Genomic DNA, 25,320 nt, shown 5'->3' with positions numbered 1-25,320 from the left:
GTCACGGTCCCTTCTTGTCGGCCGGCTGGCTCGCGGCGTTGGCAGGGGAGGGCGCGGAGCCCGCGGGCGCGGCGCTCGCCGCCGGGGCCGCGCCGGCCGGGGCCGCCGCGCCCGCCGGCGCACCGGCCGCCGCCGGCTGCCCCGGCGCGACGCCCGCGTCGCCCGCCGGGGGCGCCGCGCTGGCCGGCGGAGGCGCGGCCGCCTTCGGCGCGCCGTACGACTCGGCGCAGAGATCCACCACGCTGTTCGGATCGGGCTTGCCGTCGGCGTTCTGATCGCTCGCCACGACCGCGCACTTCGGGTCGTTCGGGTTGTTGAACTGCCACCACTGGTCGACGATTCCATCGCCATCGGAGTCGCGCTCGCGGCGCGCGAGGCGCGGCCCCTCGTAGTAGTCCCAGGTGTCGAGCTTGTCGTCGAAGTTGGTCTCGCGCTCCTTCAGCACCACGGCGCCGCGCTCGTAGTGCGCGATCTCGTCGGCGCGCCCGTCGCGGTCGAAGTCCGACTCGCGCCGGCGCTCGAGCCCCTGGCCGTCGTAGTAGATGAAGGCGTCGATCGCGCCGTCCAGGTTCAGGTCGACGACCCGGCAGACCTCCCGGCCATCCTTGTTCACGTGGATGATGTCGGGCGTCCCGTCGCCGTTCACATCGACCTTCTGCGCAGCGGCGGAGTCCTTCTCGCAGGGCTCGTGGACGATCGCCGTGTCCCGCTCGCCGGTCGCGCTCTTCGCGCTCTTTGGCTCCGGCGTCGAGGACGCGCAGGAGGCGACGGCGGCGGTCATCAGGGCCACGAGCAAGCACCTGGGCGACGGCCAGGTGAGCGGGAATCGCGTCATCGAGAGATTCCTCCGGCGGGCCCGGGACCTTCGGGACAAGCTCGACGCGCCGGGCGAGCCGTCCCGACGCGGACCAGCTTCGGCGGCAGTCTAGACCGCCGTCCGTGCGCACATCAAGAAGCCCACAGGAGGCGACCCGCCGGCCAGCGCGCTCGATCCCGGGCCATCGCTGACCACCGTCAGCGCCATTCCGATTGACAACATACGTACCGGCATCTAGGGTAACGTCTTGTCAGTCGTACCCATCGAGACTGGCGGGTTTACCCTCCCGGGCGTGACATGTCGCGGAAGAAAGTCTCGACGACCATCTACATCACGCCCGAGCAGGCCGAGCGGCTGAAGATCCTGCACGAACGCACCAAGGTCCCGATCGCCGTCTACATCCGCGAAGGGATCGACATGGTTCTCAAGCACTACGAGCACGTGCTGCCAGGGCAGATGTCCCTGGAGAGCACGCCGGTCCCCCCGCCGCCGATCCCGAAGAAATGATCCGGACCGGGGGCTGACACGCCCTCCCGGCCAGACTGCCCGCGTCCTCGGCCCCCGAAGCGGCCGGAGGCGACCGGGGAGGGCGGGCGCCCGGACGCAGCGCGCTGTCGGGGCGGATAGCTTCGCGGCGCGGGTCGCGCTAGGAGCAGGCACGCCGCGGTCCACCATTTCCCGCGGCGCTCGCAGCGCGACGTGCTGCGGTTCGTTTCTCGGAGGGTCGCGGACCTCGGGTCCGCTCCTTCGCATCCCGGTCGAGGCCGCGCGCCGCGGCCGCTAACGCTGGTCAGGTCGCCGCGCCCTGAAGCTCGCCATGCCCGTTGACGCCAAGCTCATCCGCAACTTCTCCATCATCGCCCACATCGACCACGGCAAGTCCACGCTCGCCGACCGCATCCTCGACGCGACCGGGGCGCTCACCGCCCGCGAGCAGAAGGAGCAGTTCCTCGACAAGATGGACCTCGAGCGCGAGCGGGGCATCACCATCAAAGCCCAGACCGTGCGGCTCGATTACGCCGCGAAGGACGGGCAGACCTACCGGCTGCACCTCATCGATACGCCCGGGCACGTCGACTTCAACTACGAGGTCTCGCGCAGCCTCCAGGCGTGCGAGGGCGCGCTGCTCGTCGTCGACGCCAGCCAGGGCGTCGAGGCGCAGACCCTCGCGAACGTGTTCCTCGCGCTCGACAACAACCTCTCGATCGTCCCGGTCCTCAACAAGATCGACCTCCCGTCCGCCGACGTCGAGCGGACGACCCGCGAGATCGAGGACGTGATCGGCCTCGACTGCTCCGGCGCCATCCCCGCCAGCGCCAAGACGGGGATCGGCATCGCGGAGATCCTCGAGGCCGTGGTCGCGCGCGTCCCCGCGCCCAAGGGCGATCCGAGCGCGGCGCCCCGCGCCCTCATCTTCGACAGCTGGTACGACAGCTACCGCGGCGCGGTGGTCATGGTGCGCGTCGTCGACGGCGTCCTCCGCAAGGGGCAGAAGGTCCGCTTCATGGCGACCGGCCGCGACTACGAGGTCACCGAGATGGGCGTGTTCACGCCCCACGCGACCGCCATCACCGAGCTCGGGCCCGGGGAGGTCGGCTTCCTCGTCGGCAACATCAAGAGCGTGGTCGACACGAAGATCGGCGACACGGTGACCGACGCCGTCCACCCCGCGACGACGCCGCTGCCCGGCTTCAAGGAGGTCAAGCCGATGGTCTTCGCCGGGATCTTCCCGACGGACTCGGCCCAGTACGAGGACCTCCGCGACGCCCTGTCGAAGCTCCACATGAACGACGCGGCGTTCGTCTTCGAGCCCGATACGTCCGAGGCGCTCGGGTTCGGCTTCCGGTGCGGCTTCCTCGGCCTGCTCCACATGGAGATCATCCAGGAGCGGCTCGAGCGCGAGTACAACCTCGACCTCATCACGACCGCGCCGAGCGTCGTCTACCACTGCTTCCTGAACGACGGCTCGATGAAGTCGATCGAGAACCCGGCGAAGCTCCCGCCGCCGAACCTCATCGATCGCATCGAGGAGCCGATCTTCCGGATGACCGTCCACGTGCCGTCGGCGTACGTCGGCGCGGTCCTCGCCCTGTGCCAGGAGCGGCGCGGGGAGCAGAAGTCGATCCAGTACGCCTCGTCCGACCGCGTGATCATCACGTACGACATGCCCCTCAGCGAGGTGCTCTTCGACTTCCACGACAAGCTGAAGAGCGTGTCGCGCGGCTACGCGTCGATGGACTACGAGCTGGTCGGGTACCGCGCCGACGACCTCATCAAGCTGGACATGCTGGTGAACGGCGACCCGCTCGACGCCCTCAGCGTCATCGTGCACCGGGAGAAGGCCTACGCCCGCGGCCGGGACCTCGCCGTGAAGCTCAAGGACATCGTGCCGCGCCAGCAGTACGAGGTCGCCATCCAGGCGGCGATCGGGTCGAAGGTCATCGCGCGGACGACCGTGAAGGCGATGCGCAAGGACGTGACCGCCAAGTGCTACGGCGGCGACATCAGCCGCAAGCGCAAGCTCCTCGAGAAGCAGAAAGAGGGCAAGAAGCGGATGAAGATGGTCGGCAGCGTCGAGATCCCGCAGGAGGCGTTCCTCGCCATCCTGAAGATCGACTGAGGCGCGGGGCGCCGCCGCGCGCCGCGCCGGCGCGGCACGCGGGCGTGGCGGCGCGCGGCCGCCGCCCGTATAAGCCGCCCATGCAGCCCGCCCCCGCCCGCCCGCGCGCTCGCCGCGCGGCGCTCCCTGTCCTCGCCCTCGCCGTCCTCGCGTGCGACGACCCGCGCGCCCCGGCGCCGGGGGCGTCCGCCTCGGCTCCCGCCGCTCCCGCGCCGGAGGCCGCGGCGAGCGCCGCGCCGGCGGCGCCGAGCGCCGCCCCGGCCCCCGCGACGGCGCAGGCCCCGAAGCGGGACATGCCGCCGCGGCCGGTCCCGATTGGCTCGAGCGGGCCGATCCAGCCGAGCGCGCCGGCCGAGCAGCAGATGATGGCGATCCAGTACACGCTCGCCATGGTGTCGCCGCAGCCGACCGATCCCCTCGTGGACAAGGCCTACCTCGAGGGCATCCTGCCGAAGCTCGCCGCCGCGGCGCGCACCGCGGACAAGGGCAAGACGCCGCCCGACCCGGTGAAGGCGACCAAGGGGAACCGGAAGATCGAGGTCGACATGGGCAAGGGGTGCACCGAGCGCACCCCGTCGAACCTGCTCGCGCAGCGGGCAGGCTCGTCTCTCAAGGCGGCGTACGACGCCGGGATCCTCGTCGTCTCCTGCCACGACTCGCTGTGGGAGTGCCACCAGTCGACGCGGGATCCGGACGACGTCCTGTGCCACGCAGCGCCGCGGCGCTGAGCGTGGTATGGGCTGCGTCTGCCATGCAGGAGACGCTTGCCTACTCGGTCCCCGGCGCCAACGCGCTCCCTCGACCGGATCCGCTCGCCGAGATGCTCGCCGAGCTGAACCAGAACCGCCCGCCGCTCGCCCGGCTGCGCCACGACGCCACCATCGCCTTCGGCCCCGCCATGCGCGTCGAGCGCTTCTTCCTCGGCAACGGGCTCAAGGTGCTCGTGCTCGTCGACGCCTCGGCGCCCGTGGTCTGCCTGCAGACCTGGTTCGGCGTCGGCTCGCGCCACGAGCGCGTGGGCAAGACCGGCATCGCCCACCTGTTCGAGCACCTCATGTTCGGCGAGACGGAGAGCGTCGCCCACGGCGCGTTCGACCGGATGCTCGAGGAGGCCGGCGCCGAGACGAACGCGGCGACGTTCCTCGACTGGACGTACTACCACACGAACCTGCCGAAGGACGCGCTCGAGCTCACCCTCCGCCTCGAGGCGGAGCGCATGGCGCGGCTCGTCCTCCGCGACCCCCAGGTGTCGAGCGAGAAGGAGGTCGTCGCCAACGAGCGGCGGCAGCGGGTCGACGACGACGTCGACGGCGCGGTGAGCGAGCTGCTCTACAAGGAGGCGTTCACCAAGCACGCCTACGGGTGGCCCACCATCGGCTGGATGGCGGACATCAAGGGCTTCACCACCGACGACTGCGTCGAGTTCTACCGGACGTATTACGCGCCCAACAACGCGGCGCTGGTCATCGTGGGCGACGTCGCGCTCGATCAGGCGCTCAGGGCGGTGCAGGACCACTACGGCGCGCAGGAGCCGTCGAAGCTCCCGGTGGAGGACGTGTGCCCCGAGCCGCCGCAGGTGGCCGAGCGCCGCGCCGAGGTGGCGAAGCCGACCGCGACGCACAAGGTCGCGATCGGCTACCGCTCGCCGGCGCTCGGCGACTTCGACCACGCGCCCCTCGTGCTGCTGAACGAGATCCTCTTCGCCGGGCGGTCGTCGCGCGTGCACCGCGCGCTCGTGCAGGAGCAGGAGATCGCGAGCGAGATCCGCGGCTGGGTCGGCTCGTTCCGCGACCCCGCGCTGTACGACATCTACCTGTCGGCCCGCGGCGCCCACACCGGCGACGAGCTGCTCGCGGCCCTCGACCCGCTCCTCGAGGCGGTGTGCCGCGCCCCGGTCGCCGAGGCGGAGCTCGACCGGGCGAAGGCGCGCATCGAGCTCTCGGTCCTGCAGGGGCTCGAGACCGTCGCCGGCAAGGCCGAGCAGATCGGCTTCTACGAGACGGTGCTCGGCGATCCCGCGGCCCTGTTCGAGCGGCTCGGGGCCTACCGGCGGGCGACCGTGGGGGATCTCCTGCGCGTGGCGCGGCGCTACCTCGTGACGTCGGCGCGGACCGTGATCCACGTGATCCCGGACGGGTCGGGCGACGAGGACGACGAGGGCGGCGAGGGCGGCGAGGACGCGGAGAGCGAGGAGGCATCGTGACCCAGAGCGTGAAGGGCGCCGTCGCGTGGGGCGCCGAGGGGCAGGGCAGGGGAGCGCCGGGCGCGCGCGTCGCGCCGCACGACGGCGCGGTGCTCGTGGAGACGAGCCACGCGCTCCCCATCGTCAGCATCGTGGTCGCGTTCCGCTCCGGTTCGGCGCACGATCCGGTGGGGCGCGAGGGGCTCGCCCGGATCACGGCGCGCATGCTCCGCCGCGGGGCGGAGGGCTACAGCGCGAACGAGATCGAGGAGACGATCGACGCGCTCGGCGGGGAGTTCGGCGCGGACGTGGCGACGAGCGCGACCACGGTGCACTTCGAGGTGATCAAGCGCTCGCTCGACAAGTTCATCGAGCTCGGGGCCACGCTCCTCGCGCGCCCGACGTTCTCGCCGCCCGAGCTCGCGCGGCTCCTGCGCGAGGCCGAGGCCGAGCTCATCGAGGCGCGCGACAGCGATCGCGCGCTCTGCAGCCGCGCCTTCCGGCGGACCCTGTTCGCGGGGCACCCCTACGGCCGGCGCATCGCGGGCACCATCCCGACGCTGCGGGAGATCACGCGCGACGACGTCGCGGCGTTCTACGCGCGGCACTACACGCGGCGCAACGCGCTCGTGGCCATCTCGGGCGACATCGAGCCCGGCGAGGCGCACCGGGTCGCCGAGCGCCTCCTGTCCGGCCTGCCCGAGGGCGAGGCGATCCCCGATCCGGTGACGGATCCCCCGGCCAGGCCGGGGCGGTGCCTCGTGTTCGTCGACAAACCCGAGCGGACGCAGACGCAGATGGTCATCGGCGGGCTCGGCACCGACGCGCACGACCCGGATCACATGGCGCTCCTCGTCGCGAACACCGCCTTCGGGGGCACCTTCTCGTCGCGGCTGATGCAGGAGGTGCGGGCGAAGCGCGGCTGGTCGTACGGGGCCTCGTCGCGGGCGGGCTTCGACCGGCATCGCGACGCCTTCACCATGTGGACCGCGCCCGCGGCGCAGGACGCGGCCGCGTGCCTCTCCCTGGAGCTCGGCCTGCTCGAGGCGCTCCGGCGCGACGGGATCACCGAGGACGAGCTCACGTTCGTGAAGCGCTACCTCGTCCGCTCCCACGCGTTCGAGATCGACACCGCGAGGAAGCGCGTGCACCAGAAGCTCGAGGAGATCCTGTACGACCTGCCGGAGGGGTACCACGAGACCTACCTGAAGCGGGTCGAGGAGGTCACCCTCGAGGAGGCGAACGCCGCCGTGCGGCGCCGGATCTCCGAGGACGATCTCGTGATCGGCGTCGTCGGGACCCACGCGGAGATCGGCGAGGCGGTCGCCGCCGCCGTCGCGAGGCTGACCGAGGTGAAGGTCGAGCCGTTCGACCTCGAGTAGCGCGGCGCCGGCGATCTCCGGCGGCCTCGCCCGCGCAGCGGCGGGGCGCGTCCGCTCGAGGCGCACCCCCGCGCGCCGGGCGCGCGCCCGGCCCGGACGCCCGGCCCGGACGCTCGGCCCGCGGCGGCGCCGCCCAGGCGACGCCGCGTAGCGGTCAACTTTGCCCAAAGAGAGCCCACATGAAGGCGGGAAGGCGGGAAGATCATTAGGGTTTTCTTCCCGCCTTCAGGTTCCAATTCGACCACTACCAACGCGAGCGCGACCGCAACCGGCCGGTGACCTCCGGCATCGAAGGCGCTGCTCCTTCGCGAGACAGGGCAGAGCTCGCCGCGCCCGAGGATTTCCGGCCCCCCGGGCCGCGCTCGTCCCGCGCGCGACGTGCGCCGCGGCGCTCCCTGGCACCGGCTCGCGAGGGCGAACGACGGGAGCTCGCGATGAAGGCACGAACGATCAACGCGCTGGTCCTCGCGGCGGCGACCGCGCTCTCCGGGCCCGCCGCCGCGGCGGTCCCGATCACGATGACCCACCAGGGGCGCCTGTTCGATGCGGCAGGACGGCCCATCGACGACACGCTCGAGGTGGTGTTCGCGTTCTACGACGCGGTCGACGCCGCCGTGCCCATCTGGAGCGAGATCCACACCGTCACGTTCGACCACGGGTACTTCTCGGTCGACCTCGGCGAGCTCACGCCGGTGGACAAGCCGGTGTTCGAGGGCACGGCGCGCTACCTGGGGATCCGGGTGGGGGACGATCCCGAGATGACCCCGCGCGCCAGGATCGCGAGCGTCCCGTACGCGCTCCTGGCCAGCAACGTCGCCGGCCCCATCACGCCGAGCTCCATCTCGGTCGGCGGCCGCCTCGTCATCGACAGCGGCGGCATGTGGGTCGGCGACCCGGTCGGCCTGCAGGGCCCGCCCGGCCCCGCCGGTCCGATCGGGCCTGCGGGGCCGCCGGGTGGGCCGGGCGAGCCAGGGCCGCCGGGCGAGCCAGGGCCGCCGGGCGAGCCGGGGCCGCCGGGTCTCCCGGGGACGGCAGGGCCGCCGGGGCCGCCTGGCGTGGTCTCGAGCACCTCCGTTTCCGGCGTGGGCGCCGACCCGCGGGCCACGCTGCAGTTCCTCGCTGCGCCTGCCACCGTGAGCGTGACCGACCTGGGGCAACGCGTCTTCGTCGTGTCCAACAAGGCGCTCGGCGCCGCGGCGTCCCCCGCGGACCGGCTCTTTCTCTGGATCTGCTCCCAGCAGATCCAGCCGCTCGGCGACATCCACCCGACCGGGACCGGCGTGTACGCGCTCCGGGTCCCGGCGAACACGAGCGTCAGCATGGGGCTGAGCGCGGTGCTCTCGCTGCCCCCCGGCCAGTACAACGTGGGCCTCTGCGGGAGCTCCGAGAGCCCGTTCTGGACCAACAACGACTATTCCTACACCTCAGCCGTCGTCGCCATGGAGTAAGGTCGGGCGGGGCGGCCAGCCCCGCGCCGCGCGGCCTGCGCGGCGCCTGGACGGCGATCTCCACCATGCAGAAGGAGCTGATGACCCCCGCGGCGATCCTGCTCGGCAGCGTCGTCATCGCGACGGGTCTCTACCTGGGGCTCCAGCGCCCGGCGCCCTCCTCCGGGCCGCCGCCCGCGGGCGCGGAGGCCGCGGCCGCCTCCGTGAAGTCCCCGCCGGCGCCGGCGGACGCACAGCCTCCGTCGCAACCTCACCCGGCACCGGCCGCGGCCCCGCCGGCGCTGCCGCGCGAGCTCTACAAGCGCGTCGAGGCGGACGCCGTGAAGGCGCTCGAGGCGCGGCGGCCGCAATTCCTGAAGCGGTGCTGGGAGCCCTCGGTCCGGAAGAACCCAGCGCCGCCGCGCGCCAAGTACCTCTTCAGCATGACCTTCGACGAGTCCGGGAAAGAGATCGCCCGCGGCATCAGCGAGGTGCGAGGGATGGAGCGCCCCGACGCCGCGCAGTGCCTCCGGATGATCCCGCTCGGGATCGGCGTGCCGCCGCCCGGGACGCGCGTCGCCGTCGAGATCGAGATGGTCCTGCCGTGAGCGCGCCGCCCCCGCGGAGCGCTGGCCGACGCCGCGCCGCCCGGGCGCCGGTTGGTCCGCGGGGGGCCGTGGGCTAAGGTCACGCCGTGCCCTGGCTCGCCGAGCTCGCCCTGCACCTGAGCCGCGCGCTGCACCTCGCGGTCCTCGCGATCGCGCCCACGTGGCTCTCGCCCGAGCCGCTGCCGCCGTCCGCGCTCGCGCTCTCCGGCGCGCTCTCGGCGGCCTCGCTCGCGGCGGCGCTCGGCCTGTCGGCGTGGTTCGCCGCGCGGCTGGACACGCGGCTCGCCAGGAACGGCGCGGCGCTGCTCTGGCTCGCGATCGCGGCGGCGCTCGCGGTCCCGCTCTACTACCGCGGGCCCCGCGCGCCGCTCGCGCAGGGGGCCGTGCTCGTCGCCGTGCCGCTGTGGGCGGCGCTCGCGACGCTCGCCGCGGCCGCGGCGGAGCAGTGGCTCGGCTCGGCCTTCAAGCACCGGCGGATGGGCGCGGCCATCGTCGTGATCGGCCTCGGCGCCGTCCAGCTGGTCGGGGCAGCGCCCCTGCTCGGGTCGCCCGAGCGGATGTGGTGGGCGGCGCTGCGCCGCGACGGCGCGCACCTGCGCGCGGTCGACGAGCTCGCGAGGCCGCCCCGCGAGCGGCGCAAGCTCGACGAGCTCGACGCGGTCGCGGCGCGCTGCCTGAAGATGCACCCCGCCGCGGCCGCGCCCGCGGCGCCGGCCACGTGCGCCTGCCTCTCGCTCCGCGCCGAGGCGAGGCTGCATTCCAGGAACGCCGTCGCCGCGCTCCGCGACGCGGAGGCGGCGCGCGAGCGATGCCCGGAGCAGAAGAGCGCGCGCGCCGTCCTGGCCGAGGCGCTCGCCGTCGCCGGCCGCCCCGAGCGCGCGCGCGCCGAGGCGCAGGCCGCGCTGGAGGACGGCGGCGATCCGTCGCGGCTCCGCTACGCGCTCGCCCTCGCGCTCCAGCGCGAGGGCCGCCTCTCGGAGGCCCGGGCCGAGGCGGAGGGCGCGATCGAGGCCGGCGCCGGCCGGAAGGCGCAGCTCCTCGCGGGCGCGCTCGCGATCCTCGCCGGGGATCTCGACGGGGCCAGGGCGCGCCTCGCGCCGCTCGCCGAGCAGGATCCCTCGGACGCCGAGGCGCTCTACAACCTCGCGCTCGTCGCCGACAAGCGCGGCGACTACAACGGCGCGCGCCAGGGCTACCTCGCCGCCCTGAAGGCCGATCCGAGGAACGCCGACGCGCGCTACAACCTCGCGCTCCTGACGTTCCGCGCGGGCATCCTCGAGGAGTCGCGCCACCACGTGCGCAAGTTCATCGACGCGTTCCCGGACGATCCGCGGGGCCAGAAGCTCGCGCAGACGACGGGCACGCCGCTCGGCGCCGCGGGCGGGGGCAGCGCGCCTCCGGCTCCGTCCGGCGCGCGGCGGCCTCCGCAGGAGCCCGCGGCGAGCTCGGGCTCGCGCTAGGCTCGCGCTTGGCTTGCGTCACGATGCGCGCGCCCGAGGCGCGTTACGATGCGCGCGCCCGAGGCGCATCAGGACAGCGCGCCCGAGGCGCGTTAGGACAGCGCGCCCGATGACCCGCGCGCTTCGTGACGCGCGGCACAAGCCGCGTCCGCGGCGACGTCGTCCGGATGCGGTTTTTCACGGCGCAAACGTGACCCTGGACGGCCATCTGTGATATCCGAGAAGGTCTGGGAGGCTCCGTGACACCCGCCGCGGGGAACACCGTTGCCGATCGCTTTCGCCTGGTGCGTCCGCTCAGGCAAGGCGGGATGGGCTCGGTGTGGCTCGCTCAGCACATCGGCCTCGACATCCCGTGCGCGATCAAGTTCATGCACGCGCAAGGGGTCTCGAAGGAGGTGCGGCTCCGCTTCGAGCGGGAGGCGAAGGTCGCAGCGCAGATCCGGAGCCCCCACGTGGTGCAGATCCTTGACCACGGTGTGTGGCAAGGGACGCCGTATATCGCGATGGAGTACCTCGACGGCGAGGACCTCGACGCCCGCATCCAGCGCGTGGGGCGGCTCGACCCGTACGACACGATGGCGATCACGGCGCAGGTGGCGCGCGCGCTCACCCGGGCGCACGCGGCCGGCCTGGTCCACCGCGACCTCAAGCCGGCCAACATCTTCCTCGTCCGGGACGACGACCGCGAGATCGCCAAGGTGCTCGACTTCGGCATCGCGAAGGACAGCACGCCCCGGGTCACCTCCACGACGAAGACCGGCTCGCTGCTGGGGACGCCCGCGTACATGAGCCCGGAGCAGGCGCAGGGGACCAAGAGCATCGATCACCGCTCGGACCTCTGGTCGCTCGCCGTCGTGGTGTTCGAGTGCCTGACCGGCAAGCTCCCGTTCAACAGCGAGGCGTTCGGCGATCTGCTCCTCAAGATCATGGTGAAGCCGCTGCCCGTGCCGTCGCAGCTCGCCCCGGTGCCGCCCGGCTTCGACGCCTGGTGGGCCCGCGCGGCGTCGCGCGAGCCGGAGGCCCGCTTCCAGAGCGCGAAGGAGTTCTGCGACGCGCTCGCGGTCGCCCTCGACGTCGCGAGCGACAGCTTCGAGTCGAGGACGAGCATCGTCGGCCCGCTCCGGCCGTCCGGCGAGCGCATCTCGGTGGAGCTCGGGTTCTCGCCGCGGTCGAAGGAGAGCGCCACGCTTGTCGACCCGGGGCCCGACAGCGCCGCGCCGTCGCTCGCCGACGCGGCGACGCTGGTCGCCTCGTCGGAGGCCGAGGCCGAGCGGATCTCGGCCAGCTCCGGCAGGACGGTGGCCTCGCCGGGGGAGGCGGAGGCGGCGGGCCGCCAGATGCGGTCGCACACCGCCAGCGCGCTGGTCTCGGTGGTGTCGCCCCCGATCCGGCGGCCCATCGTCGGGCGGGCGCTCGCCGCCGCGGGGGCCTGCGCGGTCGTCCTCGCCGCCGTCGGGTTCTTCGCCCTGCGCGGCGCGGGCCCCACCGCCCCGGCCGAGCCGCTCGCGCAGCCGGCGCCGCCGTCGTCGATGCCGTCGGCGCCCGGCGCGCCGCCGGGGCCCGACGCCGTGGCGTCGGCCGCCGCGCCGGCGAAGGAGCCAGAGCCGCCCGCCTCGGCGGCCGGCTCTGCCGCGCCGGCGCCCCCGACGTCGACGGCGGCGCCGCGCGGCCCGCGCGCGCCCGCGGCGCAGCCCGCTCCGGCGAGGCCGCGCGCCCCGGCGCCGGCGGGCAGCGCGCGCCGTAAGCCGAAGCCGACGGACTTCGGCATCTGAAGTTCACCGCAGCACCTCGCACACACCTCGCTCGTATGGCTCGTCGACTAGGGATCGCTTCCTTGCTGCTCGCGCTGACCTGCGCGCCCGCCGCGCTGGCGCAGGTCTCGGACGCCGATCGCGCGACCGCGCGCTCGCTCGCCGTGGAGGGCCAGGAGGCCCTCGACCGGAAGGACTTCTCCGCCGCGCTCGATCGGTTCCGCCGCGCCGACGCCATCATCCACGCCCCGACGCTGCTGCTCGGCGTCGCGCGCGCCCAGGTGGGCCTGGGCGCGTGGATCGCGGCGCAGGAGTCGTACAGCCGCATCGTCCGCGAGGGGGCGCCGGAGAAATCGCCCGAGCAGTTCTTCGAGGCGATCGCGGCGGCCCAGCGCGAGCTCGACGCGCTCGCGCCCCGGATCCCGCAGGTGCTCATCTCGGTGCGCGGGCCGGAGACCGCCGCCGTCACGATCGACGGCGAGCCCGTGCCGCGCGCCGCGCTCGGGGTCAAGCGGCCGGTCGATCCCGGCGACCACACCGTGCGCGCCGAGGCGGCGGGGTTCGCGCCGGTCGAGGCGAAGGTGACCCTGGCGGAGGGCGCGAGCGAGACCGTCGCGCTCGAGCTCAAGCCGCTCGCGCCGCCGCCGCCCGCGCCGCCCCGGCCGGTCGCGCCGGCGCCCGACGCGGGCCCTGGCGCTGCTTCGGGGGGCAGCACCCGCACCGTCCTGGGGATCGCCGCGCTGGGGCTCGGCGGCGTCGGCCTCGCGGCCGGCGCGGTGGGCGGCGTGCTCGCGATCGGCAAGCACCGCGACCTCTCGGACCGCTGCCCTGCCGACCGGTGCGACCCGTCGCTCCAGGGCGACGTCGACAGCTACCATGCGATGGGCACCCTCTCGACGATCGGGTTCGCGGTCGGCGCCGCGGGCGTCGGCGTCGGGACGTTTCTTCTCCTCACGGCGCCGAGCTCGCCGCAGCGCGCCGGGATATCGATCACGCCCGTGATCGGGCTCGGCTCCGCGGGAGCGAAGGGGACTTTCTGATGCGCCACGCGTTCCGGGTCGGCTTGATGCTCAGCGTTGCCGTCGCGATCGCTCCCGCGTGCACGAGCTTGCTCGGGGACTTCGCGGTGGGGGAAGGGGACGGCGCGAGCTCGTCGGGCGGGTCCTCCGGCGGGTCCTCGGGGTGCGCGGCCGGCCTGGCGGACTGCGACGGCGACGGCGAATGCGAAATGAGCGTGGACGCCGACCCCCTGAACTGCGGCGCCTGCGGCGCGGTGTGCCTGAACGGCGGGACGTGCCGCGACGGCAGCTGCAGCGGGGTCACGGAGATCGCGCGCGGGTACCCGACCCCGGACGACGCGAACGGGAGGCACCTCTTCATCTACCTGGATGAGGTCTACTGGACGGCCGGCGAGAGCGCGAACGGCAGCGTGCAGAAGGTGCCGGTCAACGGCGGGCCGGTCACGCTCCTCGCCGACGGGCAGAACACGCCGTACGGGATCGCGGTCAACGAGCACGGCGTCTTCTGGGCCAACCTCAACGCCAAGAACATCATGTGGGTGGATCGCGAGGGAGCAGAGGACCCGAAGGAGATCTTCGACTCGAACTTCGCGACCCTCGGCGTGGCGGCGGACGACCGGGAGGTGTTCTGGTCCCAGCGCTCGGCCGGCATCGGCATGCCCGGGAGGGGGAGCCTCATCGGCCAGATCACGATGCCCGACGGATGGCCGGACGACCGGTTCCACGAGGACGAGCGCGCGTCCCCGCACCTCATCGCGCTCGACGAGGAGTTCGTGTACTGGGTCGATCGGAGCGCGCGCGGCACGGTGAACCGGACGCGGCGAAGTAACGGCCAGACGGACAGGCTGGCGGACAACCAGTCGTTCCCGTACGCCATCGCCGTCGATGACGCGTTCGTCTACTGGACCAACAGCCCGCGCGGCGGCAACGACGGCGACGCGGGAGTCGCCGTGATGCGGGCGCGGAAGGACCGCGCGGGGCAGCCGGAGGCGCTCTGGACGCCCGACGACGACGACGTGGCGCACCCGTCCCCCGACTGCATCGCCGTGGACGATGCGGAGGACGGCTTCGTCTACTGGACCGATCAGGGGACCCCCCGCGTCCTGCGCAAGCGCAAGGACGGCTCGGGGCGGCAACAGGTGCTGCACGAGGGCGGCAGCCCGCGCGGGATCGCGCTCCACGGCGGGTTCGTGTTCTGGGTGGAGGAGCAGGGCGCCGGCGGGGTGCGGAAGCGGCCCCTCTGAGGAGGGGCGCCCGGCGCCGCCTCGTCCGGCCGCCGGGCGCGCGGGATCAGCCCGCGGCGTCGCGCAGCCGGTCGACGTCGACGCCCAGCCGGCCCGACGTGTCGTCGGCGGCCGAGACGACCCGCGCGCCCTGGATGATGTCGCGCGCCATGAGCTGCGTGGAGAGGATGGCGCAGAACGCCATGTCGTCGGTGTTGCTCATCGACTTGCCGCCCGTCTTGCGGCACTTCGCGACCAGCGACGCGACCGGCTGCGGCTGCCAGATGCCCGCGTCCTTGATGGCGTCCGGCGACAGGCACGTCTCGACGTAGTCCGGCGACCCGCCCCCGAAGAACGGCTGCACCACGGGCGCGCGGTACGGCTGCTTCTTCCGCGCGAGGACGCCGGGCGGCAAGAGGTCGCCCATCGCGCGCTTGAGCACGTGCTTCTCGTCGAGCGTGCGGAGCTTGAGCGCGTCCGGCAGCGCGTCCGCCACGTCCATCACGTTGGGATCGAGGAACGGGAAGCGACCCTCGACCGAGTTCGCCATCATCATGCGCTCGCCCTGCGAGGAGAGCAGGTAGCCCGAGAGCAGGGTCGCGATCTCCAGGTACTGCGCGCGCGCGAGCGGCGTCCAGCGCATGAAGTCCGCGGGCAGCTGCTCCCTCAGGCGATCGGCGGCCGCGGTGTCGGCGACGCCCTCGCGCATCGCGGGGTCGAGCATCAGCTTGATGCGGCTCGTGGCGTCCCACCGCGGGCGGTGGGAGTAGAACGGGTCGCCCGTCTGCGCGAGGTTCCGCCCGAAGAAGGCCTTCGCCATCTCGACCTGCGCGACCGGCGACCGCTGCAGGTAGGGGTAGAGCCGGAGGAGGAGCTGGGGCCGGAGCTTGCTGTCCGGGTGGCGCGCCCAGAAGCGGCGGACGCGGTCCTCGCGGAAGATGTCGTAGCCGGCGAAGAACTCGTCGGCGCCCTCGCCGGTCAGCACCACGCGGTAGCCGCTCTGCCGGACGAGGCGCGCCAGGATGAACAGCGGCGCCGGGGCGGTGCGCAGGAGCGGGGACTCGGCGTGGTAGACGACGTCCGGGAAGACGCGGGCGATGTCGGCGTCGCCGCACTGGATCGAGGCGTGCGACGTGCCGAGGTGCGCGACGGCGTCGCGCTGGTGCTCGGCCTCGTCGAACTCGCGCTCGGCGAACTCGACCGAGAACGTGCGCAGCGGCACCTCGCGGTTCGAGGCGATCAGCGCCGCGACGATCGTCGAGTCGAGCCCGCCGCTCAGGTAGCTGCCGACGGGGACGTCGGCGCGCAGGCGGATCGTCGAGCCGCCGCGGACCGCCTCGCGCACGCCCGAGACGAGCGCCGCCTCGTCGCCGACCGACCCGCGCGCGCGCTCGACGGGGAACTCGGGCCGGAAGCGGATCGAGACGCGCGGCGCCACGTCGCGATCGAGATCGAGCGTCGCCACCGAGCCCGGCGGGATCTGCTGGATGCCCTCGTACGGGGTGAGCGGGGCGACCGGCGCCCAGAACGTCAGGGCCTCGTCGAGCCCGTCGCGGGAGATCGCGCGGGGGATGGTGGGGTCCTGGAAGAGCGACTTCACCTCGCTGGCGAACCGGAGGACGCCGCGGTGGACCGTCCAGAAGAGCGGGTTGATGCCGACGCGGTCGCGCGAGAAGAAGGCGCGCCTCCGCTTCACGTCCCAGAGGACGAACGCCCACTGGCCGTTCAGCCGGTCGACCATGGCCTCGCCGTACTCGGCGTAGGCGTGGATCAGCGCCTCGGTGTCGCTCTTGGTCCGGAAGTGGTGGCCCTTCGCCGTGAGCTCCTCGCGGAGCTCGATGTAGTTGAAGATCTCGCCGTTGAAGCAGACCCAGAGCGTCTCCTCGGCGTTGGCCATCGGCTGCCAGCCGCCGTCGAGGTCGATGATCGACAGGCGGGCGTGGGCCAGCGCGACGTGGCGATCGCGGTAGATGCCGAAGCCGTCGGGGCCGCGGTGGCGGAGCGCCCGCGCCATCCTGAGGGCCAGGTCGCGGTCGGGGTTCGGCGCGTCGGAGCGTAGGTTGATCAGGCCGGCGATACCGCACATATCAGATGAGCTCGCTCTTCTTGACTTTGCCGCTCGCCGTCTTGGGGAGCGCGTCCAGGAACTCGACGAACTTGGGCACGGCGACCTCGTCGAGCTCGGACCGCACCTTCTTGCGGACGTCGTCGGCCGTCACCGCGGCGCCCTCCGCCTTCACGACGGCGGCCTTCACCGCGACGCCGAGCACCTGATCCGGCACGCCGACGACCGCCGCCTCGATCACGCCCGGGACCTTGCAGATCGCGGACTCGACCTCGAGGGGGCTCACCTTCTCGCCGCGGGTCTTGATGATGTCGTCCTTGCGCGCGACGAAGTAGAGGTACCGCTCCTCATCCATCTTGAAGAGGTCGCCGGTGTGGAGCACGACCTCGCCCGGGAGGGGCCCCGGCCGGAGCGCGCGCGCGGTCGCGTCGGGGTTCTTCCAGTAGCCGCGCATCACGTTGGGCCCGCGCACGACGAGCTCGCCCACCTCGCCCGGCTCCGCCCGCGTGCCGTCTTCCCGCTCGATCCAGAGCTCCTCGTTCGGCATCGCGATGCCCACGGAGGACGGCCGCTCCAGCGCCAGCGACGGCGGCAGGTAGCAGACGCGCGTGCACTCGGTCTGGCCGTACATCGCGAAGAAGGAGACGTTCGGGAGGAGCTCGCGCAGGCGCAGGAGCTGCGGCGCGGGGAGCCCGTACGCGGCGTTCGTCATGTAACGGAGCGCCGAGAGGTCCGCCTTCGCGAAGTTCTTGAGCGACAGCATCGAGGCGAAGATCGTCGGCACGCCCGCGAAGCCGGTGGCGCGCTCGTCGGCCAGCTTCTGGACGATCGGCCACGGCATGGAGAAGCCCTTCTCGAGCACGACGGTCCCGCCGAACGCGTGCGTCACGAGCAGCTGGAAGAGCCCGTAGGTGTGCGACAGCGGCAGCACGCAGAGGATCACGTCGTCCGCCGTGTGCTCGAGGTACGCGCCGATCGCCGCGCTGCTGTTGCGGAGGTTCTGGTGCGTCAGCATGACCCCCTTCGACTCGCCCGTGCTGCCGCTCGTCCAGCAGAGGGTCGCGAGGTCGAGCTCGATCGCGCGGCGCTCGGGGGCCTCGCTCGGCGCGCCGGCCAGCGCCTCCTGGAAGTCGCGCGCCTCTGGCGAGGGGCCGGCCGCGGCGGCCGGGGGCGCGGCGCCGCTCAGGAACGTCGCCGCCGGCCTCGCGGCGGGCGGGAGCTCGGCCACGGCCGCGAGCCCATCGCGCATGCTGCGCGCCGCCACGAGCGCGCGCGGCTCGGCGAGCTCCATGACCTGCCCGAGGCGCCGGGGTCGCATCGCGGTGCCGAGCAGCGACGGCACCCCGTCGGCCCGGAGCGTGCCGTAGTAGGCGACGACCGCGTCCACGCCGTTGTCGAGCGCGATCATCACGCGATCGCCGCGCTGCACGCCGGACGCGCGGAAGAGGGCGGCGCAGCGGTCGGCGAGCGCGTCGAGCTCGCGGTACGTGAGCCGCCGCCCCTCGGCGACCAGCGCGACGTGGTCGGGGCGCGACGCGGCGAACGATCGCAGCGCGGAGTCGATGAGGAAGCGATCCGAGCGCGGATCGCGGCGAGCGGTGTGCTGCGTGCTCATGCGCCCCCCGGGGTGTTCGGGCTAGTTGCTGCTCTTCTTCCCGTTGACGTAGGTCACGAGGCGGGCGATCGAGCCGAAGTTCTCCGGCACCATCTCCTCGTCGGCGACCTGGATGCCGAGGTCCTGCTCGAGGAACTGGACGATCTCGAGGACGGCCGTCGAGTCGAGGATTCCTTGATCGAGCAAAGGGACCTCGGCCCCCAGATCGGCGGTAGCGCCCCTGTATCCGAACGAGGCGACCAGGAAGTTGCGAATCGTCGATTCGATGCTGGAAGTGCTCATGGAGTTAACTTCTACGTCTATCACCCCCCAGGCTTACCTGTCGAGGACACTCGGAGGAGCCGCGCGCGCGCCCCAGCGCGCGTCCCAGCGCGTCGCGCGGATCGCCCGAGGGCCCTGTCCCGTCGCTGTCCGGCGCTGGCCGCCGCGGGATGGGCGCTGCCGAGGTGAGAGTCGCGACTGGCGATCTCGTCGCGAGTCCGTCGTGGTCGTGGGGCGCTCTCGCGCGAGCGCGCCCTGCCGCTCACGTCCTAGTTGGCCTTGTTGATCTCGCGCACGCTTCTCGCGCACGCTGGCCGCCATGTTTCCGGTCGGTTTCGCGCCCGGAGCAGCGCCGTCGGGCGCGTGTGTCGTGGGCGTCGGGCGCGCGGCGCGAGGGGCGCGGATCGTCAGGCGTGGCTCAAATCGCGGACGAGCTGCGGCTGCGCGTGGAGGTACTGCGCCACGCGGCGCTTCGCCTCGATGTCCTTGAACACGCGCTCGACCTGCTCCGGCGTGATGCCGACGGCGGGCGCCGCCTCCGCGGCCGGTACCTTGTTGTTGTAGGCGTAGAGGCAGAGGTCCATCTTGTCGTAGGGGAGCGCGAAGTAGAACTCGTCCTGTCCCTGCGGCAGCGAGAACGTGTCCGTCGTCGGCGCGCGCCTGCGGATGTCGGCGGGGACGCCGATGTGCTCGGCGAGCGCGTAGACCTGGCTCTTGTACAGGTGCGCGATCGGCTTGAAATCCGCGGCGCCGTCGCCCTGCTTCACGAAGAAGCCCTGATCGTACTCGAGCAGGTTCGGCGTGCCGGCGACGGCGTAATTGAGCCTGTCCGCGTGGTAGTACTCCATCATCTTGCGGATGCGCTGCTTGAAGTTCGTCGCGGCGACGAGCTGCAGGTACGCGTTCAGCGGCATCCGCTTCACCCGCGGCTCCTCGCCGGGCGGCTGCGCCGTCAGCTGCGAGACGTTCAGCCGGTCGCTCTCGAGGATCGAGGGCAGGGTGATCTTGAACTTCCAGCTCTCGGTATAATCCGGGTAGACCATCCGGATCGCCTCGTCCTGCCGCTCGTAGCAGCGGAGGCCGGCGAGCGCGGGCTTGATGTTCTCGATGACCGACTCGATGCCGAGGTGCTCGGCGAGCATTTTGCCGAGCCGGAGCGCGTCGTCCGAGGTGTCGCGCTCGGGCATGAAGATGCCGAGCACCTTGTCCTTGCCGAGCGCGCGGGCGCACAGCGTCGAGACGACGGAGCTGTCGATCCCGCCCGAGATCCCGACCACGGCCCCGCGCCGCCGCAGCGTACCGAATACCTGATCCCGGATGGCCTGCTCGATCTCTTGCGCTACCGCCGGGGCATCGATCTTGAGGACGTCTCGCGAAAACATGGTTGGCATCCACCCTTTCAAAAAGATGGACCAGCGTATTCAAACGCGGCGCGGCAGGGAACCCCGTTCGCCGCGGGCCGCCGCAAGCCCGCGCGGCCACGAGGGAACGGCACGAGGAGACAGCGCGTCCGCCCCCGGAGCGCCGCTCCCTCCCGTCCGCTCGTGATGGTTCGGGCGCGCGGCCCGTTCGCCGCGCTCTGACGCTGACGCGGCCGCGCGGCCGGCGTCAGACCGCGGGCCGCGGCTCGCCGGTCGCGGAGAACTCGTTGGCCTCCGCGGCCAGGACCCAGAGCACCGCCATCCTGACCGCGACGCCGGCCTCGACCTGGTCGAGGATGACGCTCTGCTGGCCGTCCGCGACGCGCGGATCGATCTCCACGCCGCGGTTCATCGGCCCCGGGTGCATCACGATCGCGTCCGGCTTGGCGAGCGCGAGCCGGGCCGGGCTCAGCCCGAAGGTGCGGCTGTACTCGCGCGTGCTGGGCAGGAAGCTGCCGCTCAGCCGCTCGCGCTGCACCCGCAGCATCATCACCACGTCGGCGCCCTCGAGGGCGGGCTCGATCCGGTCGTAGATCGTCGCGCCGAGCGACTCGCCCGCGACCGGCAAGAGCGTGCGCGGCCCGGCGAACCGGACCCGCGCGCCCATCGTCGTGAGCAGGTGCGCGTTCGAGCGGGCCACGCGGCTGTGGACGATGTCGCCGCAGATGGCGACCTCCAGCCCCTCCAGCCGCCCCTTGGCGCGGCGGATCGTGAACGCGTCGAGCAGCGCCTGCGTCGGGTGCTCGTGCGTGCCGTCGCCCGCGTTGACGACCGCGGCGCGCGTGCGCTCGGCGATGTGGTGCGGCGCGCCCGACGCGCTGTGCCGGATGACGAGGACGTCGGGCTGCATCGCCTGGAGGTTCTGCACCGTGTCGAGGAGCGACTCCCCCTTGACGGCGCTCGAGGTGGAGACGCTGATGTTGATCACATCGGCGCTGAGCCGCTTGCCCGCGAGCTCGAACGACGTCCGCGTGCGCGTCGAGGGCTCGTAGAACAGGTTCACGACCGTCTTGCCGCGGAGCGTGGGCACCTTGCGGACGCTCCGCCGGGAGACGTCGAAGAGCGACTCGGCGGCGTCCAGGAGGGCCACGATCTCGGGGCGCGTCAGCCCCTCGATGCCGAGCAGGTGTCGGTGCGGGTAAATCCTCCTCATGCGCTCGCTTACGTTCCTTCCGGGGGAGAGGGGGGCTCCGAGATCTTGGCGCCGGCGGCGGTGACGAGAGCCCAGAGCTCGCCAGCGCGCTCCACCACGTCGACGCGCTGCCCGGGGGCGAGCTCGACCGCGCGGACGATGTAGTCGGGGTGAATCGGCAGCTCCCGGCCGCCGCGATCGACGAGCGCGACGAGCTCGATCCGCTGCGGCCGCCCGTAGTCGAGCACCGCGTCGAGCGCCGCGCGGATGGTGCGGCCGGTGTAGATCACGTCGTCGATCAGCACGATGCGCCGGCCGTCGACGGGGAAGGTGATGTGGCTGGGGCCGATGCGCGGGTTCGGCAGGGCGGTCGCGGCGTCGTCGCGGTAGAGCGTGATGTCGACGGCGCCGACCGGCGGCGCCTGCCCCTCGATCTCGAGGAGCAGCGCGGCGAGCCGCTTGGCGAGCGGCTCGCCGCCCCGCCGGATCCCGATGAGCGCCAGATCGTCCACGCCGCGGCCGCGCTCGGCGATCTGGAGCGCGATGCGCCGCAGGCCGCGCCCGATGGCGGCCGGGTCGAGCAGAGCTTCCATGGCGCGGCGAGGGCTAGCACAGCGAGCGCCCTGCACCCAAGGCCCGCGTGCGCCGCCCGCCGGATCGCCCGCTCGCCCGCGGGGGCGCGCCGCCTTCGGGCCCTCGCGCGGCGGCGGGGACGACCGGCGCGGCGCCGCGGCGGCGCCGGCGCGGTCAATCCGGCTGGTGGAGGACGCGCTGGGTGCGCTCGAGGAAATAGAACCGCTCGAAGCCCCCGCGCTGGAACGTGAGCGCGCCGAACGCGTTCACGGCGATCGCGGCCGCGCCGAGGGCGTAGAACGGCGCGCCGAAGCGGCGGCCGCCGACGGCGATCATGGCGAAGAGGAACGGCGCGAAGTCGTTGGAGAAGCGGTAGCCGAACTGGATCCAGCCGCTGTTCTGGTAGAAGAGGCTCGGCAGCGCGACCGCGGCCGCCGTGGCGGCGAGCGCCCAGAACACGGGCGGCGTGCGCCGGGGCCAGAGCGCCCACGCGTAGATCGGCGTCGTCACCCAGAGCGCGAGGCCGTGCGCGTTGATCTGGAAGGGCGCGCCCTGCGCGTGGGTGTACGGCAAGCTCGTGAGCACCACCGCGAGGTTGCGCGGCAGGTAGTGGTACGAGAAGAGCCCCCACTTCTCGATCCGCGCGCGCCAGGCGATGTGGAGGTACCGGTGCCCGAACTCGGCCGCGTCGCCGAACCGCGCGTGGTTGTGCCAGAGCAGCGCGGCGAGGACGAGCGCCGCCGGCGCGGCGAACAGGGCGAGCCGGCGGGCGAGGGCGCGCGGATCCGAGCGGCCGACGCGGAGCGCCTCGCAGAGGAACAGCGGCAGGGCGAAGCCGAGCGGCGTGCGGGTCGCGAAGCCGAGGCCCAGGGCGAGGCCCGCGGCCAGCGGGTGGGCGGCGTCGAGCGCGCAGTACAGGTAGATGCACGCGAGCGCCACGCCGACGACGTGCGCCGCGAACCACACCGTCCCTTGCACGGCGCTGAACCAGTAGACGCTCCCGAGCGCGAAGAGCAGCGCGAGCGCGGCGTTCTCGGCCTGCGTGCGGCGGCTGCGCCGCGACGCCGAGAGCCTCTCGAGCGCGAGGAAGAGGACGGCCGGGCCGACGCCGGCGAACGCCAGGAAGAACTGCCCGTCGCGCACGCGCTCGGCGCTGCCCGCGAGCTTCACGAGCGGCGCGATGAGGACGGCGGGGAAGGGGGGAAAGCTGACGTAGGTGCGATCGCCGAACACGGCGAAGTCGTTGCCGCCCGCGTACGCTGGCGGCGGACCGCCGAGGTCGAGGCGGCCGTGCAGCCACGCCTCGGCCAGCAGCGCGTAGTGGTTGAAGGGCGTGTGGACCGCGAAGAGCTCGCGCGAGGCGCTGGCGCCGTACACGAGCGTCACCAGCGCGTAGAGGGCGAGCGCGATCGCCGCGCGCCGGCTCGCCCGCGGGGCCCCTCCCGAAGGCTCCGGTCGCTCGCCGGCGGCGCCCGCGGGGGGGATCTCGGGCGTGGCGCTGCGGTCCATGCGGGGGCGACGCTACCACGCGGCCCCGCCGCGGCGGCGGCTCGCGCTCGGTCTTGCGAGCCAACGCACCCCGCGCTAAACGCTCCGCTTTCACTGGCCCGGAACCCATGTCCCAGATCGCCGTCTCCGCCAATGACATCGACATCTCCGGCCTCTCGCTGGACACGCCGCTGCCCGCCGACTGGCTGAGCGCAGAGCTCGCCGACGCCGACGTCGCCGGGCGCGCGCCCGGCCACCTCACCGCCCGCCTCTCCCGCACGGGGAACGAGATCGTCGTACGCGGCCGCGTCAAGGCGCCGGTCGCCACGCCGTGCGCGCGGTGCCTGTCGCCCGCCGCGCTGGACATCGACGCCGAGCTCTCGCTCCTCTTGCGTCCGGCGCCGAAGGCCGAGGCCCACGGGCACGGTCACCGGCGGGACGACGGGGGCCGCAACGGGGCGGCGAAGGCGGGGGCCAAGGCCAAGGAGCCCGAATACGAGTTCACGGCCGAGGAGGCCGACGTCGACACGTATGACGGCGAGACGGTGGTGCTCGATCCGTTCATCCGGGAAGCCATTCTCCTCGAGATGCCGAACTTCCCCTTGTGCTCCGAGGCTTGCCCGGGTATCGGTCCTGCCGCGTCCCGAGAGGACCGCGAAGGCGGCTCCTCGACCCTCGCCGGCGGGGCGGCGGAGGAGGACGAGGCCCCAGGCCTCGACCCGCGGCTCGCGCCGCTCAGCGCGCTCCGAGAGAAGCTTGGACAGAAGCCCGGCGGCTCTGACCGGCGCGCGCAACCTGCCTCGACCTCCCCGGCCAAGGCCGGGACACCGAAGAAGAAGACCAAGAAGGAGTAGCTCCGTGGCCGTCCCCAAGAGGAAAACCACCCCCAGCAAGCGCGACATGCGGCGCGCCAACCACGACAAGGTGACCCCCGTCCAGCTCGTCTCTTGCGAGAACTGCGGGGAAGCCCGGCTCCCGCACCGCGCCTGTGGCGCCTGCGGGCACTACAACGGGCGCAAGGCGAAGGCGACCAAGGCGACCGCGGCCACATGACCGGGGCGGGTGCGCGGACGCCGGGGCGCGCGAGCGCTGCGCCCGCGCACCCGGGCGCGGCGCTGACCCACGCGGGCGTGCGAGGGGGCCTCGCATGAGCGCCGCGCGGCCGAAGAGCCGCATCCTCGGGACGGGCAGCTACGCGCCAGCCCGGGTCCTGCACAATACCGATCTCGAGAAGATCGTCGACACCTCCGACAGCTGGATCAGCGAGCGGACCGGGATCCGCCGGCGCCACATCGCCGCCGAGGGCGAGCTGACGAGCGATATGGCTGCCGCCGCCGGCCGCTCCGCGCTGGCGTCCGCCGGGCTCTCCGCCGCCGATCTCGACATGATCATCGTCGGGACGATCAGCGGCGACAGCCCGATGCCCGCGTGCGCGGTGCACGTGCAGCAGAAGCTCGGCGTCCAGGAGATCCCCTCGTTCGACATCTCGGCGGCCTGCGCGGGCTTCGTCTACGGGCTCACCATCGCCGATCAGTTCATCTCCAACGGCGTGGCCCGGAACATCCTCGTGGTCGGCGTCGAGCTGCTCTCGCGCATCCTGAACTGGAAGGATCGCACGACGTGCGTCTTGTTCGGCGACGGCGCCGGGGCGGTCGTGCTCGGGCCGGCGTCCGGCGACGGCAGGGGCATCGTCTCGACGCGGATCTTCAGCGACGGCGGGCTCGCGAGCTCGCTGGTCATCCCGGGCGGCGGCACGGCCGAGCCGCTCACCGCCGAGGGCCTCGAGCAGAACCGCAACAAGGTCCACATGGTGGGGCAGGACATCTTCAAGGTCGCCGTGAAGAACCTCTCCAGCGCCTCGCTGATCGCCCTCGAAACGGCGGGCATGTCGGCCACCGACGTCGACTGGGTCGTCGCGCACCAGGCGAACCTGCGGATCATCAGCCAGGTCGCCGCGCGGCTCAGCCTCCCGCTGGATCGGTTCGTCCTGAACATCGAGGAGTACGGCAACACCTCGAGCGCCTCGATCCCGATCGCCCTCGACGAGGCGGTCCGCGACGGGCGCATCAAGCCGGGCCACAACGTCCTGTTCTGCGCGCTCGGCGCTGGCATCTCCTGGGGCGCATCCGTCGTCCGGATGTGAGGGGGCCATGCGCGCGCGCCGGCGTCGGGGTCGAGATCTGCGCGTCCGGGCGGCCGAGCTCGCCCGGCGCGCCGGCATGAGCGGGGATGTGAGCGGCGCGCGCGCGCCTGCCTCGTGACGTGGTTCGGGGACG

The 25,320-nt window shown here is 72.9% G+C and carries 22 protein-coding genes; 14 read left to right on the top strand and 8 right to left on the bottom strand.

The annotated features are described in order from the left end of the window. Position 1: 1 nt before the first annotated feature. Positions 2–835, bottom strand: a complete 834-nt coding sequence (locus tag WMF33_RS22950; protein WP_437339123.1) for a hypothetical protein — start codon at positions 833–835, stop codon at positions 2–4. A 279-nt stretch (positions 836–1,114) separates the two neighbouring features. On the opposite strand from WMF33_RS22950, the gene WMF33_RS22945 reads away from it, so the two are divergent. The 11 genes from WMF33_RS22945 to WMF33_RS22895 all read left to right on the top strand — a co-directional run bounded on the left by WMF33_RS22945 (position 1,115) and on the right by WMF33_RS22895 (position 14,510). Further along, the gene (locus WMF33_RS22945) at positions 1,115–1,324 is read left to right on the top strand and encodes a ribbon-helix-helix domain-containing protein (RefSeq protein ID WP_020736532.1); all 210 of its coding nucleotides are present in this window, start codon (positions 1,115–1,117) and stop codon (positions 1,322–1,324) included. Positions 1,325–1,634: 310 nt separating this feature from the next. Continuing rightward, positions 1,635–3,437, top strand: a complete 1,803-nt coding sequence (gene lepA / locus WMF33_RS22940) for a translation elongation factor 4 (protein ID WP_437339122.1) — start codon at positions 1,635–1,637, stop codon at positions 3,435–3,437. Between the two features lie 80 nt (positions 3,438–3,517). Beyond that, positions 3,518–4,165 carry a hypothetical protein gene (locus WMF33_RS22935; protein ID WP_437339121.1) on the top strand — a complete coding sequence of 216 codons (648 nt, stop codon included), beginning with the start codon at positions 3,518–3,520 and terminating at the stop codon, positions 4,163–4,165. 23 nt (positions 4,166–4,188) lie between these two features. Beyond that, positions 4,189–5,640 carry a M16 family metallopeptidase gene (locus WMF33_RS22930; protein WP_437339120.1) on the top strand — a complete coding sequence of 484 codons (1,452 nt, stop codon included), beginning with the start codon at positions 4,189–4,191 and terminating at the stop codon, positions 5,638–5,640. After that, positions 5,637–7,001 carry a M16 family metallopeptidase gene (locus tag WMF33_RS22925; protein ID WP_437339119.1) on the top strand — a complete coding sequence of 455 codons (1,365 nt, stop codon included), beginning with the start codon at positions 5,637–5,639 and terminating at the stop codon, positions 6,999–7,001. The genes WMF33_RS22930 and WMF33_RS22925 overlap by 4 nt, the downstream gene beginning before the upstream one ends. A gap of 434 nt (positions 7,002–7,435) precedes the next feature. Continuing rightward, complete coding sequence (locus WMF33_RS22920) at positions 7,436–8,449, top strand: collagen-like protein (protein WP_437339118.1); 1,014 nt, start codon at positions 7,436–7,438, stop codon at positions 8,447–8,449. A gap of 65 nt (positions 8,450–8,514) precedes the next feature. Continuing rightward, a complete protein-coding gene (locus WMF33_RS22915) occupies positions 8,515–9,036 on the top strand; it encodes a hypothetical protein (RefSeq protein ID WP_437339117.1) in 522 nt (173 codons plus the stop codon). Between the two features lie 86 nt (positions 9,037–9,122). Beyond that, the gene (locus WMF33_RS22910) at positions 9,123–10,496 is read left to right on the top strand and encodes a tetratricopeptide repeat protein (protein ID WP_437339116.1); all 1,374 of its coding nucleotides are present in this window, start codon (positions 9,123–9,125) and stop codon (positions 10,494–10,496) included. A gap of 239 nt (positions 10,497–10,735) precedes the next feature. After that, positions 10,736–12,268, top strand: a complete 1,533-nt coding sequence (locus WMF33_RS22905) for a serine/threonine-protein kinase (protein ID WP_437339115.1) — start codon at positions 10,736–10,738, stop codon at positions 12,266–12,268. A 62-nt stretch (positions 12,269–12,330) separates the two neighbouring features. Then, positions 12,331–13,287: a PEGA domain-containing protein gene (locus tag WMF33_RS22900; RefSeq protein ID WP_437339114.1), complete on the top strand. Its 957-nt coding sequence runs from the start codon at positions 12,331–12,333 to the stop codon at positions 13,285–13,287. Next, positions 13,287–14,510 carry a lipoprotein receptor gene (locus WMF33_RS22895; protein ID WP_437339113.1) on the top strand — a complete coding sequence of 408 codons (1,224 nt, stop codon included), beginning with the start codon at positions 13,287–13,289 and terminating at the stop codon, positions 14,508–14,510. Before WMF33_RS22900 ends, WMF33_RS22895 begins: the two co-directional genes overlap by 1 nt. Positions 14,511–14,556: 46 nt before the next feature. Here the strand turns inward: WMF33_RS22895 and asnB are convergent, their stop codons facing one another. From asnB to WMF33_RS22860, 7 genes are all read right to left on the bottom strand, one after another. Further along, on the bottom strand, positions 14,557–16,575 hold the full coding sequence (gene asnB / locus WMF33_RS22890) for an asparagine synthase (glutamine-hydrolyzing) (RefSeq protein ID WP_437339112.1): 2,019 nt from the start codon (positions 16,573–16,575) through the stop codon (positions 14,557–14,559). 1 nt (position 16,576) lies between these two features. Next, positions 16,577–18,169 (bottom strand): class I adenylate-forming enzyme family protein, encoded by a 1,593-nt coding sequence (locus tag WMF33_RS22885; protein WP_437339111.1) that lies wholly within the window; start codon positions 18,167–18,169, stop codon positions 16,577–16,579. 21 nt (positions 18,170–18,190) lie between these two features. Continuing rightward, positions 18,191–18,451: an acyl carrier protein gene (locus WMF33_RS22880; RefSeq protein WP_061625355.1), complete on the bottom strand. Its 261-nt coding sequence runs from the start codon at positions 18,449–18,451 to the stop codon at positions 18,191–18,193. A gap of 386 nt (positions 18,452–18,837) precedes the next feature. Further along, positions 18,838–19,812 (bottom strand): NAD(+) synthase, encoded by a 975-nt coding sequence (gene nadE / locus WMF33_RS22875; RefSeq protein WP_437339110.1) that lies wholly within the window; start codon positions 19,810–19,812, stop codon positions 18,838–18,840. A gap of 226 nt (positions 19,813–20,038) precedes the next feature. Further along, positions 20,039–21,004: an aspartate carbamoyltransferase catalytic subunit gene (locus WMF33_RS22870; RefSeq protein WP_061625357.1), complete on the bottom strand. Its 966-nt coding sequence runs from the start codon at positions 21,002–21,004 to the stop codon at positions 20,039–20,041. An 8-nt stretch (positions 21,005–21,012) separates the two neighbouring features. After that, positions 21,013–21,576 (bottom strand): bifunctional pyr operon transcriptional regulator/uracil phosphoribosyltransferase PyrR, encoded by a 564-nt coding sequence (gene pyrR / locus WMF33_RS22865; protein ID WP_020736519.1) that lies wholly within the window; start codon positions 21,574–21,576, stop codon positions 21,013–21,015. Positions 21,577–21,730: 154 nt separating this feature from the next. Beyond that, positions 21,731–23,065 (bottom strand): hypothetical protein, encoded by a 1,335-nt coding sequence (locus tag WMF33_RS22860; RefSeq protein WP_437339109.1) that lies wholly within the window; start codon positions 23,063–23,065, stop codon positions 21,731–21,733. A gap of 107 nt (positions 23,066–23,172) precedes the next feature. Here WMF33_RS22860 and WMF33_RS22855 point away from each other — a divergent pair, with 107 nt between their 5' ends. From WMF33_RS22855 to WMF33_RS22845, 3 genes are all read left to right on the top strand, one after another. Continuing rightward, positions 23,173–23,898, top strand: coding sequence for a YceD family protein (locus WMF33_RS22855; protein WP_437339108.1), 726 nt, complete (start codon positions 23,173–23,175; stop codon positions 23,896–23,898). A gap of 4 nt (positions 23,899–23,902) precedes the next feature. Continuing rightward, complete coding sequence (rpmF, locus tag WMF33_RS22850; RefSeq protein WP_020736516.1) at positions 23,903–24,097, top strand: 50S ribosomal protein L32; 195 nt, start codon at positions 23,903–23,905, stop codon at positions 24,095–24,097. A gap of 94 nt (positions 24,098–24,191) precedes the next feature. Beyond that, a complete protein-coding gene (locus WMF33_RS22845) occupies positions 24,192–25,187 on the top strand; it encodes a beta-ketoacyl-ACP synthase III (RefSeq protein WP_437339107.1) in 996 nt (331 codons plus the stop codon). Positions 25,188–25,320 lie beyond the last annotated feature (133 nt).

It is taken from the genome of Sorangium sp. So ce394, assembly GCF_051474665.1.
Lineage (GTDB): Bacteria > Myxococcota_A > Polyangia > Polyangiales > Polyangiaceae > Sorangium > Sorangium cellulosum_D.
The sequence above is the reverse complement of the archived record's forward strand: the minus strand, read 5'-3'. Positions and strand labels throughout refer to the sequence as shown.

Bases quoted from the DNA above. Each gene is read 5' to 3' on its own strand.
- WMF33_RS22845 (WP_437339107.1), top strand. From the start codon at position 24,192: ATGAGCGCCGCGCGGCCGAAGAGCCGCATCCTCGGGACGGGCAGCTAC.
- WMF33_RS22870 (WP_061625357.1), bottom strand. From the start codon at position 21,004: ATGAGGAGGATTTACCCGCACCGACACCTGCTCGGCATCGAGGGGCTG.
- WMF33_RS22885 (WP_437339111.1), bottom strand. From the start codon at position 18,169: ATGAGCACGCAGCACACCGCTCGCCGCGATCCGCGCTCGGATCGCTTC.
- WMF33_RS22860 (WP_437339109.1), bottom strand. From the start codon at position 23,065: ATGGACCGCAGCGCCACGCCCGAGATCCCCCCCGCGGGCGCCGCCGGC.
- WMF33_RS22920 (WP_437339118.1), top strand. From the start codon at position 7,436: ATGAAGGCACGAACGATCAACGCGCTGGTCCTCGCGGCGGCGACCGCG.
- WMF33_RS22855 (WP_437339108.1), top strand. From the start codon at position 23,173: ATGTCCCAGATCGCCGTCTCCGCCAATGACATCGACATCTCCGGCCTC.
- asnB (WP_437339112.1), bottom strand. From the start codon at position 16,575: ATGTGCGGTATCGCCGGCCTGATCAACCTACGCTCCGACGCGCCGAAC.
- WMF33_RS22880 (WP_061625355.1), bottom strand. From the start codon at position 18,451: ATGAGCACTTCCAGCATCGAATCGACGATTCGCAACTTCCTGGTCGCC.
- lepA (WP_437339122.1), top strand. From the start codon at position 1,635: ATGCCCGTTGACGCCAAGCTCATCCGCAACTTCTCCATCATCGCCCAC.
- WMF33_RS22895 (WP_437339113.1), top strand. From the start codon at position 13,287: ATGCGCCACGCGTTCCGGGTCGGCTTGATGCTCAGCGTTGCCGTCGCG.
- WMF33_RS22930 (WP_437339120.1), top strand. From the start codon at position 4,189: ATGCAGGAGACGCTTGCCTACTCGGTCCCCGGCGCCAACGCGCTCCCT.
- WMF33_RS22945 (WP_020736532.1), top strand. From the start codon at position 1,115: ATGTCGCGGAAGAAAGTCTCGACGACCATCTACATCACGCCCGAGCAG.
- WMF33_RS22915 (WP_437339117.1), top strand. From the start codon at position 8,515: ATGCAGAAGGAGCTGATGACCCCCGCGGCGATCCTGCTCGGCAGCGTC.
- nadE (WP_437339110.1), bottom strand. From the start codon at position 19,812: ATGTTTTCGCGAGACGTCCTCAAGATCGATGCCCCGGCGGTAGCGCAA.
- WMF33_RS22950 (WP_437339123.1), bottom strand. From the start codon at position 835: ATGACGCGATTCCCGCTCACCTGGCCGTCGCCCAGGTGCTTGCTCGTG.
- WMF33_RS22935 (WP_437339121.1), top strand. From the start codon at position 3,518: ATGCAGCCCGCCCCCGCCCGCCCGCGCGCTCGCCGCGCGGCGCTCCCT.
- pyrR (WP_020736519.1), bottom strand. From the start codon at position 21,576: ATGGAAGCTCTGCTCGACCCGGCCGCCATCGGGCGCGGCCTGCGGCGC.